The sequence below is a fragment of the Micromonospora sp. NPDC048907 genome (assembly GCF_055586885.1).
Window position 1 is genome coordinate 138,619 of sequence record NZ_JBVJHI010000004.1, and the last position, 14,862, is coordinate 153,480.

Below are 14,862 nucleotides of genomic sequence, written 5' to 3' on the forward strand. Positions count from 1 at the left end.
TCGTGGCCGCCGGCGCCCGGCCCACCGGGGTCACCCCCGGTGGGCCGGGCCGCCGCTCAGCGCTGGTGGCGGGGCAGCGCCACCTGCGGCTGCCCACCGGTCATCGCGGGCACCTCCCGGGCGATCCGCTCCATCGTCCGCGACAGCTGCTCGCTGCCGTCGTCGAGGTGCCGGGCCGCCGCCTGCATGTGCGAGATCATCATCTCGCCGAAGATCCGCAGGGCCTCCCGGGTGGCCACCGAGTCGTCGAAGTTCACCCCGGCGCTGCTGCGGTACTCCGTCACCGCCCGCTCGGCCTCCTGCTTCGCCTCCTCCGCCGCGGCCTGCATGTAGCTCTCGTACTGCATCCGGGCGTACTCGGCGACCCGCCGGGCGTAGTCGTGGGCCTGCGCGATGATCTGCTCGGCCTCCCGCTGGGCCGCCGACAGCAGGTTCACCTCCTTCGCCGCCGGCACCGCCGCCGCGTTGTCGGCGCTCGGGATCACCCCGTGCCGGTGCAGCTCCAGATGGTCGTTGAGCCGCTCGTTCTCCGCCCGCAGATTCGCCAGCTGCGTGGCCAACTGGTCCAGCTCGTCGGCCACCTGCATCCGGAACCGGTCCACGTCGGCGTGGTCGTAGCCGCGGCGGGTGAACGACGCCGACCCGAACTCCCACCGGCGCACCCGGTCGGCGCTGAGACGCACGTGCACCGCGCCGCCGGTCACCTGGCCCTCATACCTGCTGATCGGGCTCGCGCTCACCGGATACCTCCGGAATCGTCAGGGGCCGTCATGGTCCGGAAGGCCGGCCCGTACCAGTGCTTGCCGAAACCCTCGTGGTGCAGCTGACCCGGCTGGTAGCCGGCACCGGTCAGCGCCGCCACCGAATGGCTCACCATCTCGTCGGAGCCGCACACGTACACGTGCCGGGACCGCCAGTCCCCGTCGGCCAGGGCCTGATCGGCCACCTGCACGAACTCACCCGGGCGCCGCGGGTCCGAGCCCGCCACGTACGTCACCCGCAGCCACGGGTACGACGCGGCGAACTTGTCGATCGCCTCGCTGTCGTAGAACTCCAACCGGGACCGGGCCCCCACGTACAGGTCGACCCGGCGGCCCACGCCCTCCGCGGCGACCTGCTCCAGCAGGGACTTCACCGGCGCCCAGCCGGTGCCACCGGCCAGCAGCAGCAGATCCGACGACCCGGCCTGCCACAACGTCAACCGGTCACCCACCGGCGCGGCCAGGTGCACCTGGTCGCCCACCGCGCACCCGTACACCAGCCGCGACGACACCGCGCCACCCGGCGCGGCCCGCACGTGCAGCTCCAGCGTCCCGTCGGGACGGGGCGCGTTCGCCGGCGAGTAGTACCGCCACGACCGCACCGCGGGGTGGGACACCCCGATCGACTGGCCCGGCGTGAACTGCAGCAGGTACTGCGGCCGCAGCGTCAGCACCGCCACGTCGAACGTGCGCCGCTCGTGCCCGAGGATCTCCGCCACCCACCACGGCGGGGACTTCGCCTCCGCGGCCTGCGCGGCGTCCATCATCACCTGCGCGACCAACCCGTACGCGGCCGCCCAGTCGGCCGCCAGCTCGTCGGTCCACGCCTCGCCGGAGAAGTGCCGCAGCGTCGCCAGCAGCGCCTCACCGACGGCCGGGTAGTGCTCGGCGCGCACCGCGAACTTCCGGTGGTCCGCGCCGAGGTCCTGGAGGAACCCGACGAGCCGGTCCACCTGGTCCACGTGGGACACGATGTGCCCCAGCGCGTTCACCAGGCGGTCCCGCTGCCCGGCCATGTTCGTGGGGAACATCTGCCGGGTCTCCGGGTGCGCCAGGAACAGCGTCGAATAGAAGTAGAGCGGCACCTGGTCGCCGTGCGCGGCGACCAGGGACCAGCTCTGCTTGAGCCGCCCTGCGTCCACGCTCAGGCGTTCCCCGACGACACGACCTGGTCCTGGACCTGACCCAGCACGACGTGCACGTCGGCGATCACGTCGGCCGGCACCCCCAGCTCGACCAGCGTCGCGGTCAGGTGCTCGCCGACCTTCACGTAGTGCGCCACCGGGATGTTCAGCGGCTGGTGCGCCTCGGCCAGGCCCCGACCCGCGTACTCGTTCGGGCCGCCGAGCACCACGGCGAGCATCAACGCCAGGTGCCGCCGCTGCTCGGGCATGTTCACGGTGGTGAAGTAGCCGGCCAGGTCCGGGTCGGCCAGCACCTTGTCGTAGAACAGCTCCACCGCGGCCTTCACCGCGGCCGCGCCGCCGATGCGCTCGTAGTGGGAGATCGGGGTGGTCTCTTCGGTCACCGTCATGGCGGATCCTTCCGGGAGGGGGGCAACGCGACCAGCGCCGCGGAGGGGGCAGCCGGCAGCTCACGCGCGTCGCGCCGGCTCCACCGAACGGTCACGCGCAAGCGACCGTGTCGGACCATAGCGTGCCCGCCGAAACGGGTCAGCCCTGCCCTATCCGATTCCCGACAACCGTCGACCACGGACAGTCAACAACCGCGGCGGATCGTTCGCGGCATGCGAGCACACCGACACACTGGGTGGATACTTCCGGCACCCGACAGCGTCGACGGTCCTCTTCGGACAATGCCCGCCGGCGATCCAGCCGACCGTCGTTTCCGCACGTCACACCGGCGCCGACCCCGCGACGGCCACCGCCATGGGCAGCCCTCCGGCGCCCGGCCGGCCGCCCGACACGCACGGTGATCAAAAAAGAGGACCACGCCGTGCCCGTTCTGGGCGTGGCGTGGTCCCGCGAACACTGACCGGCGACTCAGCCCGCCCGGCGACGCGCACGCCGAGCCGCCAACTCGTCACCCACCGACTCCGACTCCGACTCCGCCGGCGGCGCGGCCGGCTCCGGCTGCCCACCCACCGGCTCCGCCGGCAGATGCGACAGCGAACCCTGGATCTCCTTGAACGCGCCACCGATCGCGATGCCGAACACACCCTGGCCGCCCTGCAACAGGTCCACGACCTCCTCGGGCGACCGGCACTCGTACACCGTCGTCCCGTCCGAGATCAACGTGATGCCCGCCAGGTCCTCCACCCCACGCGACCGCAACGCGTCGATGGCCTTCCGGATGTTCTGCAACGACACCCCGGCGTCCAACAACCGCTTCACGACCTTCAACACCACCAGGTCGCGGAAGGAGTACAACCGGGACGTCCCCGAACCGGACGCGTCCCGCACGCTCGGCACCACCAGACCCGTCCGGGCCCAGTAGTCCAACTGCCGGTAACTGATGCCCACCGCGTGACACGCGGTCACACCCCGGTAGCCCACCTCACCGTCAACGACCGGGTCGGGCTGCTGCTCCGTCGTCGGACCAGGATCTCGCGGCTCGTGCATCCGGACAACCTCCCCGCCCGTGCGGTGTCACGCCGTCTCCCCGTGCGCGCACCCCTCGATACCGCAACCCTAGCCCCGACACCGGGAGTTACCCCGCAGGAGACACCGCGACACGCCGCACCGCCACCCGGAAGATCACCGACGGCGGCGAGCCGTCACCCACCGTGACCACCGCCGCCGCACGACACCGGCCCACCGGCCGGGCCACCTCAGCCCGCGAAATCCTCCGGACGCACCTGCTCCAGGAACTCGCGGAACTTCTCCACCTCGTCCTCCTGCTCGTCCGGGATCACGATCCCCGCCTCGGAGAGGACCTGCTCGGCACAACGAATCGGCGCACCGACCCGCAACGCCAACGCGATGGAATCGCTCGGCCGCGCCGACACCCGAACGCCGTCACCGATCAACAGATCGGCGTAGAAGACGTTCTCCTTCAACTCGGTGATCTCCACCGCGTGCAACGGCGCCTTCAACGCCGCCAGCACATCCCGCAACAGATCATGCGTCAACGGCCGCGCCGGCTTGACACCCTGCTGCTCGTAGGCGATCGCCGTCGCCTCGACCGCGCCGATCCAGATCGGCAGATAGCGGTCCCCCTCGACCTCCCGCAGCAGGACGATCGGCTGGTTGCTGGGCAGCTCCACCCGAACTCCGACCACGCTCAGCTCGCGCACCGCCGCCTCCGTGTCGTTGTCACCTACGCCCGCACCGCGCCCTTCCCTGCACGGTACACGGACCGCGACACGGGAGTCCCATCCGCTACGTGCACCACGCCTCGCCGCAACGGGTTACCCCGGCAAGCCTACGACACGCTTCCCGACCCAGATCTTTCCGCGCCCCGCCCGCTCGGCGCACCCCGGCCGCCACCGCCCACGGCGAAGGCCGGGCGCCCCCACAGCACCCGGCCCACGAACCTCACCGACCCAACGTCGACCGCAACCCCACCCGCACCAACGCCGCGTGCAACTGCTGCGACAACGCCACCAACTCCCGCGCCGTCTCCGCCGCCCGCGCCCGCGCCGCCGGATCCGACTGCCGCGCCAACGGCGCCACCAACTGCGCGAACAGGCCGACCTCCCGATCCGCCGCCGTCCGGTACGCCCGCAGGTGCCGCGGCTCCAACCCGTACGCCGCCAGACCCGCCACCGCCCGCGCGATGATCAACGCGTCCGCGTCGTACCAGCCCGGCGGATCCGACACCAGCACACCGAGCCGCTCCAACTCCGCCAACGTCGACTCGTCGACGCCGCTACGGGAAATCAGCTCCGCCCGACCCAGCCGCACCTCCGACGACTCGGCGGACTCCGCCGCCTCCCGGCCCGGCACCTCACCACCCGGACCCACCGCCACCAGATTCGGCCGCTGCCGCGCCGGCCCCGCACCCGACGAGTCCCACTCCGCCAACTGGTCCCGGATCACCCGCAACGGCAGGTACTGGTCCCGCTGCGCGGTCAGCACGAACCGCAACCGCGCCACATCGTCCCAGCTGAACTTCCGGTACCCCGCCGGCGTCCGCTCCGGCTCCACCAGGCCCTCGGCCTCCAGGAACCGCAACTTCGAGATCGTGACGTCCGGAAACTCCACCCGCAACTGCGCCAACACCTCGCCGATGCTCATCAGCGGCGTCGCGGACGAGCGCGGCGGACCGTCCGGCGCCCCGGGCGACGTCGAAGCCGCAGGCCCGCTCACCCCCGGCCGGCCTCCTCCTCCGGACGAGGACCGGCGATGAACACCACCCGGAACTTGCCGATCTGCACCTCGTCGCCGTTGCTCAGCGTCGCCGCCTCGACCCGCTCCCGGTTCACGTACGTGCCGTTCAGGCTGCCCACGTCCCGCACCGTGAACGTGCCACCGTCCCGGTGGAACTCCGCGTGCCGCCGCGACACCGTCACGTCGTCGAGGAAGATGTCACTGTCCGGGTGCCGGCCACTCGTCGTCACATCGTGGTCCAACAGGAACCGGGCGCCCGCGTTCGGACCCCGGCGAACCACCAGCAACGCCATCCCGGGCGGCAACGAACCGGACATGCGGCTCGGCACCACATCGGTGTCCGGACCCTCCAGCACCTCGTCGAGCGAACCGAGATTGAGCGTCGAAGTGACGTCGAGTGGGGGGAACTCGTCGTCTGGGCGCGTCATGGGGACCACCTCACGGATCTGTTTCGGTCGGCGTCGGGCAATGGCGGGTCTGGCCGCCGGGCAGAAACACACCCGGCGGCTGGCTCCCCGTGCCGGGAAGGCGCATTCCGCAACGCTCAAACTATTGGTTCTCGGTCAACTGGGCGAGCCTAGCCAGCGCCGAAAAACAGGGCAACCGGACGCGCGGACAGGAGCCCGCCGCCCGGAACGGCACGAACTCAGCTCTCGGTGAGCTCGCGGTACGCACCAGCGGTCAACAAACCCTCGACCGCCGCCGGATCATCCGGGGTGATCTCCACCAACCACCCCGCACCGTACGGATCCGTGTTGATCACCTCAGGGGTGTCGGCCAACGCCTCGTTGCGCGCCGCCACCGTGCCGCTCAACGGCGCGTAGATCTCCGACACGCTCTTCGTCGACTCGATCTCGCCCAGCGACTCACCCGCCGCCACCACCGCGCCCTCGTCCGGCAACTGGACGAACACGATGTCACCCAGGGCGTCCTGCGCGAAGTGCGTGATACCGACCCGGACGGCACCGCCGTCCCCACCAGCCACCCACTCGTGCTCGGCGGTGTACCGCAGATCCTCAGGAATCACCAGCTGCGTCCTTCGTCATCGGTGCACCGGGGGAAACCGGCGCGGCCGCGACCGGTCAGGAGACCGGCCGGGCGTGTTCCAGCTTGATCGGCGCGTGCAGCTGCGAAACCTCCACAGCCTCACTGTCCTCCGGCGTCACGTTACCGCCGGCCTCCTCCACCGATGCGACCACCCCGCCGGGAATGTTCAACGCCGTACGCAGCGTCGCCGGATCACCGATCACCAGGATCGTGTACGGGCCGTTCAACCGCCGCCCGTCCACCACCAGGCCACCACCGGGTCCGTCCACGAAATACGTCGACGCGATGATCCGCACCGCCGTCCCGTCCGCGCCCGCGATCTGCATCGCCTCCGCGCCAGCGCCCCGCAGCTCCTGCACCGCGTCCAGGATCCGCGCCGCCGAGATCGCCTTGTCCGGGCCGTCGAACCGCACCGACAGGCCCGGCCCCACCGCCGGCAACGTGCCCGCCAGGATGCCCAGCTCGTCCGCCCGCCGCGTCGCCTCCTCCAGCGCCGCCTGCCGACCCTGCTCACCCGAACGCAACTGCCGCTGGCTGTCCTCCAGCGTCTCGATGTCCTGCCGAAGCCGCCGCTCCCGCGAATCCAGGTCCGACGAGATCCGGACCAGGTCCTCCTCCCGCGTCGCCGCGAGGGTCGGATCCGTCGACGTCGTCTTCAACTGCACCACCAGGGTGAACCCCAGCAACGCCAGCAACACCGCGATCATCGCGCCCGCCGACGTCAACCGCCGCGACACGGGCTTCGCCCCGGCCGGCGACGGCTCCTCCGCCGCCCCCGGCTCCCCGGCCACCGCTCCCGGCTCCTCGGCCGGCGGCGGCACGTCCTCCTGCTCCACCGGCCCCGCCGGCCCCGCCGGCGCCAACGGGCTCAACTCGTCCGGATCGGGCGCGTCCGGACGCGGATCCGGCTCACCGGCCGGACCCGCCGGCCGCTCCGGCTCCGCCGGCTCCGGCCAACCCGTGCCCGTCTCCCTGTGCTCGTCGCTCATCGCCACAAACCTACGCCCGGAACAGGTGCCGGCGGATCGCCGCCACGTTTCCGAAGATGCGCACCCCGAGCACGACCACCACACCCGTGGACAACTGACCGCCCACCCCCAACTGGTCACCCAGGTAGACGATCAGGCCCGCCACCAGCACGTTCGAGATGAACGACACCACGAACTGCTTGTCGTCGAAGATCCGGTCCAGCTTCGCCCGCACCCCACCGAACACCGCGTCCAGCGCCGCCACCACGGCGATCGGCAGGTACGGCTGCAACGCCGCGGGCACCGTGGGATCCAGATACACCCCGAGCACCACACCGGCGAGCAACGCCAGCACCGCGATCATCGGCCACCTCCGGAGGGGCGAGGAGAGGAACCCGAGCCGGACGGCCCGGGACTGGTCGAACCGGCGACACCCGAACCCGACGGGCTCGGACTCACCGAAGGCTCGGCGTAGCGTAGCCGCGGCTGCGGAGCGGCCGGCAGGGTGAGGTCGTCGGCGTCCCTGACCCGGAACGACAGGCCCGTCGTCCGCTCCACGTCCCGCATCAGGTCCGCCGCCCGACTGTCCTCGAACCGGTCCCGCATCGACCCCGGCCCGATCGCCGACACCTCGTACGGGCTCGTCACCGGCCGGTAGTCCACCAGGATCGCCTCACCCGCCTGACGGATCGTCGACGTGGCCGTCAACCGCTGGCCGTTCACCGCCACCGCCTCCGCGCCCGCCGCCCACAGCGCGTTCGCCACCTTCTGCAGGTCGGAGTAGAGCACCTGCGACGGCCCCGCCTCCGCCCCGGTCACCGCGTCCTTGTCCCTCGGCGCGTCCGCCAGGCGCACCACCACACCGTCACCGCGCACCCGGCCCAGACCGGTCCCCGCCTCCAGCGTGCGCAACCGCGACGCCTGCGAACCACTCAACGCCGCGTCCCGCTGCCGGCCGACCTCCTCGCGCAGCTGCTCCGCCCGCGCGGTCAACCGGTCCGTCTCCGCCTCACGCTGCTTGATCTCGGCGATCAGCCCGGCCCGCGCCTTCGCCCGGCCCGGCTCCTCGGCCATCGTCTCCCGGTAGGCCACCGCGAACAGCAACCCGATCACCAGCAGCACCACCACGCTCACCGGCCGGGCGAGCACCCGCCGCAGCCGCGACGGCGGCGCCACCGCCCGCCGGGCCGCCGCGTCGGCGTAACCCGGATCGAGCGGGTTGCGGAACAGCTCGGTGAGGAAGTCCGGGGCGTACACCCGCGCCGACGGGTCGCGGCCCTTGTCCTGCGGCGGCACCGCGGTCACGCCGCCGCTCCCGCGCGCCGCGCCCGCATCGCCCGGACCAGGCGGTTGGCCTGCACCACGTACATCGCGCCGGCCACCCAGTAGAGCACCAGGCCCCACCAGGCCAGCCCCCAACCGATCGCCCCCGCCGCGCCGGCGACACTGTCGGCGGCGGACGCCAGCAGCAGGATCGGGAACGCGGCCAGCAGCAGGAACGTGGCGGTCTTGCCGACGTAGTGCACCGGCGGCGGACCGTAGCCGTAGCGGCGCAGCACCCCCAGCGAGCCGAGCAGCAGCAGCTCGCGGGCCAGCAGCGCCCCGGTGAACTGCCACGGCACCACCTCGCGGGCGGTGAACGCCAGCAGCGTGGCCAGGATGTAGAGGCGGTCGGCGAGCGGGTCGAGCAGCTCGCCCAGGCGGCTGACCTGCTGGAGGCGGCGGGCGATCCAGCCGTCCACCCAGTCGCTGGTGCCGCCGATGGCCAGCACCACGATGGCGGCCACGTCGGCCTTGACCACCAGGAACAGGTAGAGGAAGAGCGGCACACCGACGAGCCGGACGAAGCTGATCAGGTTCGGCACGGTGAGGACACGGTCCCCCACGGCCTCCGCCGCACCGCCGGTAGCCGGGTGCTCCGATGGAGCCGGCCGACGCGACACCGAACCTCCCTTCGCAGCACGGTCCGGCGGCCGAGTGAACGGCCGCCGCGGGAACGTGCGCGTTGCCGGCCGGTCAGACGCCGGCGCCCTCTCTGCGATCCCGGGCTGGGACCTCCCCCTCGCGGCCCAGGAACGAGTCGATCATGGGCCCGCCAGTTGCGCTGCCACTATATCGGGCTCCCCCGGCCCGCTCCGGTCCCCGCGTTGCGCCGGCGCTCAGGTTCGGCCTGTGTGCGGCGCCACACCACCGCTAGGGCATCCTAGGACACTAGTGGGGTACGGTGCGCACCGAGGCCGCGCGGTTGGGAGGTCAGGCCGTGCGGGCGGTGGAGTCGGCGGCCGCCTGGGGGGCGTTCATCGACGCCGCCTGGCCGAACGCGACAAGCGCCAGCAGCAGCTCGTGCTGCGCCCGGTGGGGCATGCGGTCCAGCACCGCCTGCACCGCCCGGTGCCGCCGCTCCGCGAGCTCACGCAGCAGGGTCTCCGCCGCGGCCGTGGGGATCAGCCGCACCTCGCGCCGGTCGCGCGGGTCGGCCACGCGGCGCAGCAGGCCGACGGCCTCCAGCCGGTCGCACAGCCGGCTCGCCGACGAGGGCACCACGTCGAGCAGCTCGGCCAGCCGGTTCACGTTGGTGCGCGGGTGCGCCATGATCAGCGACAGCACCCGCAGCTGGGTCGGCGAGACGCTGACGGTGTGCCGCGAGGTGGCGGAGTCGAGCACACCGATGAGCGCCTCGGCGGCCGCATCGATGGCCGCGGCAAGATTCGGAGGTCGCTCCACCCGGTGTCCCCTGCGATCGTCCCGCTCGTGTTCGCTCCGCCGGTCCGTCACCGCCCGCCGACGTCACCGTCCGGCGGGCCGGAACCGCGCCAGTCCAGGCAGACGACGACCGCGTCGTCGCGGAGATCCGCCTCGACGTGGTACGCGTGCAGTTCGCGCATCACCGTACCAACTGCCTCGGTCGCCGGCTGCAACCGAGTGGACCGCATCGCGCGTGCCATGGCCCGGTCCCCGTACGGCTCCCGGCCGGCCGGCTCGGCCGCGTACACCCCGTCACTGACCACGAAGAGCCGGTCCCCCGGCTCCACGGTGAACTCCTGCACGTCGTAGCGGGTCTCGGCGAACATGCCCAACGGCAGTTGCTGATCCAGCGTGATCGGCGTGACCGTCCCGCCGCGCAGCCGCAGCACGTGCGGCGAGCCCGCGTCCACGGCCCGCACGACGCCCCGCCGGCTGTCCAGCTCCAGCAGCAGCGTGGCCACGTGCCGGCTCCCCCGGTGCTGGTAGAAGATGGTGTCCGAGGCCAGCTCGGCCTGCTCCACCAGACTGCCGCCGGAGCGTCGCGCGTTGCGCATCGCGTTGACCGTCACCGCGGTGAGCAGCGAGGCGGCCAGGCCGCTGCCGGCGCCGTTGAGCACCGTGACGGTGAGCCGGTCGCCGTCGACCGACCAGTCGAAGTGGTCACCGCCCACCGTGTACGCCGGTTCGAGCTGCCCGGCCAGCACGAAGTCGCCGTGGGTGACGCTGCGCCCGGGAAGCAGGTCCCACTGCATCTCGGCGGCCATGGTGAGCCGTTCCCGGCGGCGCGCGCGGCGGTAGCGGTCGGTCTCCCGGTCGGCCGCCCGCAGCGCCACCGCCAGCTCCCCCGCGGCGTCCCGGACGGCCGCCACCGTCGCCGCGTCCGGCGCGGCAGGCAGCTCGACCATCAGCACGCCGAGCCGCTCCCCCCACGCCGACAGCGGCAGGTACGCGCGGCACCGGCCGTCCTCGCCGGTGTCCAGCACCGGTTCCTGGCTGCTGAAGCAGCGCTGCGCGACCCCCTGGCAGGCGAGGAACCCGCCCTCGGGCAGGTCCGGGTCCAGCACCGGCCAGAGCCCGGTGAACCGGTAGTCGGCCACGAACACCTCGGTCCGCGACGCGCCGAACACCCGGCGGACCGCCGCGTCCGCGGCCTCCGCCAACTGGTCGGGGGGCGCGGCGCGCAGTGCGCGCGACACCGCTCCGGACGCGTCCGGCATGCTGACATCCTCCGATGACGACTATTGCTGTAGGGCAAGCATCATACGGAGGCCCGCCGACACCGGCACGACCCGGCTCCGGCCGGCGCCGTTTTCGAGGGTGGACGGTCAGCCGGCCGGTCTGGTGGCCAACACGCCGTAGAAGGCGTCCGGCACCGGCTCCGGGGCGCCGGCCGGCCGCCACCGCGCCACCGGCACGATGCCGTCCGCCGTCGGCTGCCAGCGGCCCAGCAGCGGCGCGAACCGCGCGGGCGCCCGCATCCGGAACGCCGGCCCCATCATGGCCAGCGCCTCCGGGTACGCGGCGAGTTCCTCGCTGTCGAAGTCGATCGCCAGGAAGCTGCCCGGCGCGACCGCCTCGTACAGCTCGTCGAGGGTGCGGGCGAGGGTGTCGTCGTCGAGGAACGCGGCCAGCCCGAGGAACACCACCCCGACCGGCTGCCTCCCCCACCCCGGCACGAACCGGTGCAGCTGGGCCGGGTCGACGGTGCCGATGTCGGTGGCGTCGCCGTAGCCGTAGCCGGCCCGGTCGCTGTCGGCCAGCAGGCGCTGGCCCAGCCGGATCGTCACCGGGTCGACGTCGGTGTAGAGCACGGTGGCGTCCGGGGCCACCTCGTGCACGTTGCCCCGGGTGGGCACGCCCGCCCCGAACACCAGGAAGCTGTCCACCCCGGCGTCGGCGATCGACCGGACCGCCCGGCCGAGGAAGGCGCGCAGCGAACGGAAGATCTCCGCACACGGCCCGTACGCGCCCTCGAAGGCGCCCGCCGCGGCCACGTCGACCGGGTAGTGGTGCTCGCCGCCGAGCCAGTAGTCGATCATGCGGGCGGTGCTCGGCTGGTCGGGCTCGGCCATCGACGACGCTCCCTCTCTCCGGCGACGGTCGCCAGCGTACCCACGGGTCGGCTCGCGCGGTATCGCCTCGGCGACGGCCCGGGTGCCGCGATACTGGCCGCGGGCGCCCACGGCGAGGAGGTACGCGTGAACTCGGCGAACGGCGCGGCGGTGGTGGTCGGGGTCGACGGCTCGGAGCCGGCCCGCGCCGCCGTGCGCCTGGCGGCGCGGGAGGCGGCCCGGCGGCAGCGCCCGCTGCGGGTGGTGCACGGGTTCATCTGGCCGCTGCTGCGCGTACCCGTGTCGGCGCCGGCCGAGGGACCACCCGGCGGCGGCCTGCGGCACCAGGCCGAGGAGCTGGTCGCCGAGGCGGTCGCCGAGGCCGAGGCGGCGGCGCCCGGGCTGCGGGTCTCCGGCGAGATCATCGACGGGGAGGCCTCCGCCGTGCTGCTCGGCGAGTCCCCGACCGCCGCGATGATCGTGCTGGGCGACCGCGGTCTCGGCGGATTCGCCGCGCTGGTCCTCGGCTCGGTCGCGATCCAGGTCGCCTCGTACGCCGACTGCCCGGTGCTGGTCGCCCGCGGCACGGCGCGCCCGGCCGGTCCGGTGGTGGTCGGGGTCGACGGCTCCACCCTGTCCCGCGCGGCCGTGGAGTTCGCCGCCGAGGAGGCCGCGATCCGGGGCACCCGGCTGCACACCGTGCACGCCTACACCCACCCGGCCTCCGCCGGTCCCGGCGACATGCAACCCCTGGTGTACGAGGAGAGCGACCTGCGCGACGAGGAGGAGCGGGTGCTGACCGAGTCGCTCGGCGGGCTCACCGAGCGCCGGCCGGAGGTGCCGGTCACCCGGGCCGTGGTGCACGCCCGGCCGGTCGCCGCGCTCGTCGACGCGTCCCGGGAGGCCCAGCTTTTGGTGGTGGGCCGGCGCGGCCGGGGCGAGCTGACCGGCCTGCTGCTCGGCTCGGTGAGCCAGGGGGTGCTGCACCGCGCCGACTGCCCGGTGGCGGTGGTCCGCGCACCCGGCTGAACGGTTGGCCCCGGCCACGGCGGGTAGACCGTACGGTCAGCCACAGCGACCGGAGGAGGCAGCGATGCCAGGACCACGGCCGGGCAGCAACGCGTACGACAAGGAACGGGCGCGGCTGCGCGATGTGATCGAGCAGTCCGGGCGTGCCGCCGACCAGGAGGCGAACCAGGTCGCGAACCGGATCCTCCAGGACGACCGCGGCCAGCGGGGCGTGGTGCGGGGCGAACGGACGTTCGGGCCCAAGGGCGAGCGCGAACCGGGCGACCCGAAGTGAGGGCCGCTCCCGTGGTCGACGGCGCCATCGCGGGCGCCGTCGGCAGCGCCGCGTTGAACGTCGTGAGCTACCTGGACATGGCGGTGCGGGGGCGGCCGGCGAGCAGCACCCCGGAGCAGACCGCCGGCAAGCTGGCCGACGCGGCGCACGTGGACCTGGGGCCCGAGGCGAAGGCGGCGAACCGCCGTTCCGGCCTCGGGCCGGTCATCGGGTACGGCACCGGCATCGCGGCCGGCGCGCTGTTCGGCCTCCTGGCCGCCCGCCGCCGGATCCCGCTGCCGGTGGCGGTGGGGCTGCTCGGCGGCGGCGTCATGGCCACCTCGGACGGCTCCATCGCGGCGCTCCGCATCAGCGACCCGCGGACGTGGGGCAGGGCCGACTGGCTGTCCGACCTGGTGCCGCACCTGGCGTACGGAGCGGCGGCCGCAGCCACCTGGCGGAGGCTGCGGCCGCCGGCACGGCGGGGCTGACTCAGCCCCGCCGGTCGCTCTCGTCCTCGGCCACCGGCTGGCCCGCCGGCCCGTACGGCGACACCTGTCCCTTCGGGACCGGTCGCCCCACGTCCGCGTTGGAGCTGCCACCCTTGCCGTGCGGCCCCTTGCTCCCGCTCTGGGGAATGAGTTCCCGGCTGTCCTGGCTGGTCGCGCCCTTGTCGTTGCGGCGCAGTTCCTCCTGCTGCGGCTTGACCACAGGTCTCTCCTTCCGCTGGCGGCGCACGGTTGGGCCGCGCACCTGAGCTGGGTACCCGCCGCCGGGAGGCGCATTCGGGCTGGGCCGCGGGCGTCTGGTCGGCCGCCGGGCGGGTATCACCGAGGGATGCCAGACGATCGGAGCGTGGCGCGGGCGCTGCTGGACCGGCAGTCCCGGACCTACGCGGAGGAGGCCGGGATCGGGCTCGCCGACCGGCCCGGCCCGCTCTACCAGCTGCTGGTGCTCACCACGCTGCTGAGCACCCGGATCCGGGCGTGCGTGGCGATCGCCGCGGCGCGGGAACTCTTCGCCGCCGGCTGGCGCACCCCCCAGGCCATGGAGGCGGCGAGCTGGCAGGACCGCGTCGACGCGCTCGGCCGGGGCCACTACCGCCGTTACGACGAGCGGACCGCCACCATGCTCGGCACCGGGGCCCGGCTCTGCCTGGACCGGTGGCACGGGGACCTGCGCCGGATGCACAAGGAGGCCGACGGCGACCGGACCGTGCTGCGCCGGCTGCTCACCGAGTTCCCCGGCATCGGCCCGACCGGGGCGGACATCTTCCTCCGCGAGGCTCAGGCCGTGTGGCCGGACGTGCGCCCGTACGCCGACCGGCGGACCCTGGCCGGCGCCCGCCGGCTGGGCCTGCCGGCGAACCCCGGCGGGCTGGCCGGGCTGGTCGGCGAGGCCGACTTCGGGCGGCTGGCGTCGGCGCTGGTGCGGGTGGCGCTCGGCGAGGAGTCGGCCGGCGAGATCAGCCGGACCGCGGCGGCCCGCTGAGCCGGCCGCGCGTCACTTGGCCGGGCCCGGCTTGGTCAGGTTCCAGGCGAGCGCCGAGGCGAGCAGGGCCAGCAGCACCACGCCACCGGAGATGCCCCCGCCCTCCTCACCGCTGCTGCGGTGCCCGGTGGCGCCGAAGTAGATCACGGCCAGCCCGGCGAGCACGGTGATGAACGTCCGCAGTCCTCGGTCCTTCACGCTCCGGACGGTACGGCGCCCCGGCGC

Annotated in this window: 21 protein-coding genes; 4 read left to right on the forward strand and 17 right to left on the reverse strand. The window is 73.4% G+C overall.

What is annotated here, in order from left to right:
* Positions 1-56: 56 nt before the first annotated feature.
* The 15 genes from ACZ6PY_RS14610 to ACZ6PY_RS14680 all read right to left on the reverse strand — a co-directional run bounded on the left by ACZ6PY_RS14610 (position 57) and on the right by ACZ6PY_RS14680 (position 11,885).
* Positions 57-740: a DivIVA domain-containing protein gene (locus ACZ6PY_RS14610; protein WP_466072349.1), complete on the reverse strand. Its 684-nt coding sequence runs from the start codon at positions 738-740 to the stop codon at positions 57-59.
* Positions 737-1,903 carry a globin domain-containing protein gene (locus ACZ6PY_RS14615; protein WP_466072351.1) on the reverse strand — a complete coding sequence of 389 codons (1,167 nt, stop codon included), beginning with the start codon at positions 1,901-1,903 and terminating at the stop codon, positions 737-739. The genes ACZ6PY_RS14610 and ACZ6PY_RS14615 overlap by 4 nt, the downstream gene beginning before the upstream one ends.
* Positions 1,904-1,905: 2 nt before the next feature.
* On the reverse strand, positions 1,906-2,295 hold the full coding sequence (locus ACZ6PY_RS14620) for a group I truncated hemoglobin (RefSeq protein WP_466072353.1): 390 nt from the start codon (positions 2,293-2,295) through the stop codon (positions 1,906-1,908).
* 469 nt (positions 2,296-2,764) lie between these two features.
* On the reverse strand, positions 2,765-3,343 hold the full coding sequence (locus ACZ6PY_RS14625; RefSeq protein WP_466072355.1) for a MerR family transcriptional regulator: 579 nt from the start codon (positions 3,341-3,343) through the stop codon (positions 2,765-2,767).
* 209 nt (positions 3,344-3,552) lie between these two features.
* Positions 3,553-4,017, reverse strand: coding sequence for a bifunctional nuclease family protein (locus tag ACZ6PY_RS14630; RefSeq protein ID WP_091258060.1), 465 nt, complete (start codon positions 4,015-4,017; stop codon positions 3,553-3,555).
* 241 nt (positions 4,018-4,258) lie between these two features.
* The gene (ftsR, locus tag ACZ6PY_RS14635) at positions 4,259-5,032 is read right to left on the reverse strand and encodes a transcriptional regulator FtsR (protein WP_466072358.1); all 774 of its coding nucleotides are present in this window, start codon (positions 5,030-5,032) and stop codon (positions 4,259-4,261) included.
* Positions 5,029-5,481: an oxoglutarate dehydrogenase inhibitor Odhl gene (gene odhI, locus ACZ6PY_RS14640; RefSeq protein ID WP_007071101.1), complete on the reverse strand. Its 453-nt coding sequence runs from the start codon at positions 5,479-5,481 to the stop codon at positions 5,029-5,031. Before odhI ends, ftsR begins: the two co-directional genes overlap by 4 nt.
* Positions 5,482-5,699: 218 nt before the next feature.
* The gene (gcvH, locus tag ACZ6PY_RS14645; RefSeq protein WP_148425731.1) at positions 5,700-6,080 is read right to left on the reverse strand and encodes a glycine cleavage system protein GcvH; all 381 of its coding nucleotides are present in this window, start codon (positions 6,078-6,080) and stop codon (positions 5,700-5,702) included.
* Positions 6,081-6,135: 55 nt separating this feature from the next.
* Positions 6,136-7,089: a DUF881 domain-containing protein gene (locus tag ACZ6PY_RS14650; RefSeq protein WP_466072360.1), complete on the reverse strand. Its 954-nt coding sequence runs from the start codon at positions 7,087-7,089 to the stop codon at positions 6,136-6,138.
* Between the two features lie 10 nt (positions 7,090-7,099).
* Positions 7,100-7,432, reverse strand: a complete 333-nt coding sequence (locus tag ACZ6PY_RS14655; protein ID WP_007071104.1) for a small basic family protein — start codon at positions 7,430-7,432, stop codon at positions 7,100-7,102.
* Positions 7,429-8,373 carry a DUF881 domain-containing protein gene (locus ACZ6PY_RS14660; RefSeq protein ID WP_466072362.1) on the reverse strand — a complete coding sequence of 315 codons (945 nt, stop codon included), beginning with the start codon at positions 8,371-8,373 and terminating at the stop codon, positions 7,429-7,431. The genes ACZ6PY_RS14655 and ACZ6PY_RS14660 overlap by 4 nt, the downstream gene beginning before the upstream one ends.
* Entirely contained in the window at positions 8,370-9,011 is a 642-nt protein-coding gene (locus tag ACZ6PY_RS14665; RefSeq protein WP_466072364.1) for a CDP-alcohol phosphatidyltransferase family protein, read from the reverse strand. Before ACZ6PY_RS14665 ends, ACZ6PY_RS14660 begins: the two co-directional genes overlap by 4 nt.
* Before the next feature lie 310 nt (positions 9,012-9,321).
* A complete protein-coding gene (locus ACZ6PY_RS14670) occupies positions 9,322-9,792 on the reverse strand; it encodes a MarR family transcriptional regulator (RefSeq protein WP_466072366.1) in 471 nt (156 codons plus the stop codon).
* A 47-nt stretch (positions 9,793-9,839) separates the two neighbouring features.
* Positions 9,840-11,030, reverse strand: coding sequence for a PP2C family protein-serine/threonine phosphatase (locus ACZ6PY_RS14675; RefSeq protein WP_466072368.1), 1,191 nt, complete (start codon positions 11,028-11,030; stop codon positions 9,840-9,842).
* A gap of 108 nt (positions 11,031-11,138) precedes the next feature.
* The gene (locus ACZ6PY_RS14680) at positions 11,139-11,885 is read right to left on the reverse strand and encodes an SAM-dependent methyltransferase (RefSeq protein WP_466072370.1); all 747 of its coding nucleotides are present in this window, start codon (positions 11,883-11,885) and stop codon (positions 11,139-11,141) included.
* Positions 11,886-12,011: 126 nt separating this feature from the next.
* On the opposite strand from ACZ6PY_RS14680, the gene ACZ6PY_RS14685 reads away from it, so the two are divergent.
* The 3 genes from ACZ6PY_RS14685 (at position 12,012) to ACZ6PY_RS14695 (ending at position 13,637) form a co-directional block, all read left to right on the forward strand.
* The gene (locus ACZ6PY_RS14685) at positions 12,012-12,893 is read left to right on the forward strand and encodes a universal stress protein (RefSeq protein WP_466072372.1); all 882 of its coding nucleotides are present in this window, start codon (positions 12,012-12,014) and stop codon (positions 12,891-12,893) included.
* Positions 12,894-12,957: 64 nt separating this feature from the next.
* Entirely contained in the window at positions 12,958-13,167 is a 210-nt protein-coding gene (locus ACZ6PY_RS14690; RefSeq protein WP_091258078.1) for a phosphatidylethanolamine-binding protein, read from the forward strand.
* Entirely contained in the window at positions 13,164-13,637 is a 474-nt protein-coding gene (locus ACZ6PY_RS14695; protein WP_466072374.1) for a hypothetical protein, read from the forward strand. Before ACZ6PY_RS14690 ends, ACZ6PY_RS14695 begins: the two co-directional genes overlap by 4 nt.
* A gap of 1 nt (position 13,638) precedes the next feature.
* On the opposite strand, the gene ACZ6PY_RS14700 is transcribed toward ACZ6PY_RS14695, so the two are convergent.
* Entirely contained in the window at positions 13,639-13,857 is a 219-nt protein-coding gene (locus ACZ6PY_RS14700; protein ID WP_262284253.1) for a hypothetical protein, read from the reverse strand.
* Between the two features lie 126 nt (positions 13,858-13,983).
* Here ACZ6PY_RS14700 and ACZ6PY_RS14705 point away from each other — a divergent pair, with 126 nt between their 5' ends.
* Positions 13,984-14,637, forward strand: a complete 654-nt coding sequence (locus ACZ6PY_RS14705; RefSeq protein ID WP_466072376.1) for an HhH-GDP family DNA glycosylase — start codon at positions 13,984-13,986, stop codon at positions 14,635-14,637.
* 12 nt (positions 14,638-14,649) lie between these two features.
* On the opposite strand, the gene ACZ6PY_RS14710 is transcribed toward ACZ6PY_RS14705, so the two are convergent.
* Positions 14,650-14,835 (reverse strand): hypothetical protein, encoded by a 186-nt coding sequence (locus ACZ6PY_RS14710; protein ID WP_151461500.1) that lies wholly within the window; start codon positions 14,833-14,835, stop codon positions 14,650-14,652.
* Positions 14,836-14,862: the final 27 nt, after the last annotated feature.

Coding starts and splice junctions, on each gene's coding strand:
- ACZ6PY_RS14620 (WP_466072353.1), bottom strand. CDS start 2,295: ATGACGGTGACCGAAGAGACCACCCCGATCTCCCACTACGAGCGCATC.
- ACZ6PY_RS14625 (WP_466072355.1), bottom strand. CDS start 3,343: ATGCACGAGCCGCGAGATCCTGGTCCGACGACGGAGCAGCAGCCCGAC.
- odhI (WP_007071101.1), bottom strand. CDS start 5,481: ATGACGCGCCCAGACGACGAGTTCCCCCCACTCGACGTCACTTCGACG.
- ACZ6PY_RS14650 (WP_466072360.1), bottom strand. CDS start 7,089: ATGAGCGACGAGCACAGGGAGACGGGCACGGGTTGGCCGGAGCCGGCG.
- ACZ6PY_RS14655 (WP_007071104.1), bottom strand. CDS start 7,432: ATGATCGCGGTGCTGGCGTTGCTCGCCGGTGTGGTGCTCGGGGTGTAT.
- ACZ6PY_RS14675 (WP_466072368.1), bottom strand. CDS start 11,030: ATGCCGGACGCGTCCGGAGCGGTGTCGCGCGCACTGCGCGCCGCGCCC.
- ACZ6PY_RS14680 (WP_466072370.1), bottom strand. CDS start 11,885: ATGGCCGAGCCCGACCAGCCGAGCACCGCCCGCATGATCGACTACTGG.
- ACZ6PY_RS14690 (WP_091258078.1), top strand. CDS start 12,958: ATGCCAGGACCACGGCCGGGCAGCAACGCGTACGACAAGGAACGGGCG.
- ACZ6PY_RS14705 (WP_466072376.1), top strand. CDS start 13,984: ATGCCAGACGATCGGAGCGTGGCGCGGGCGCTGCTGGACCGGCAGTCC.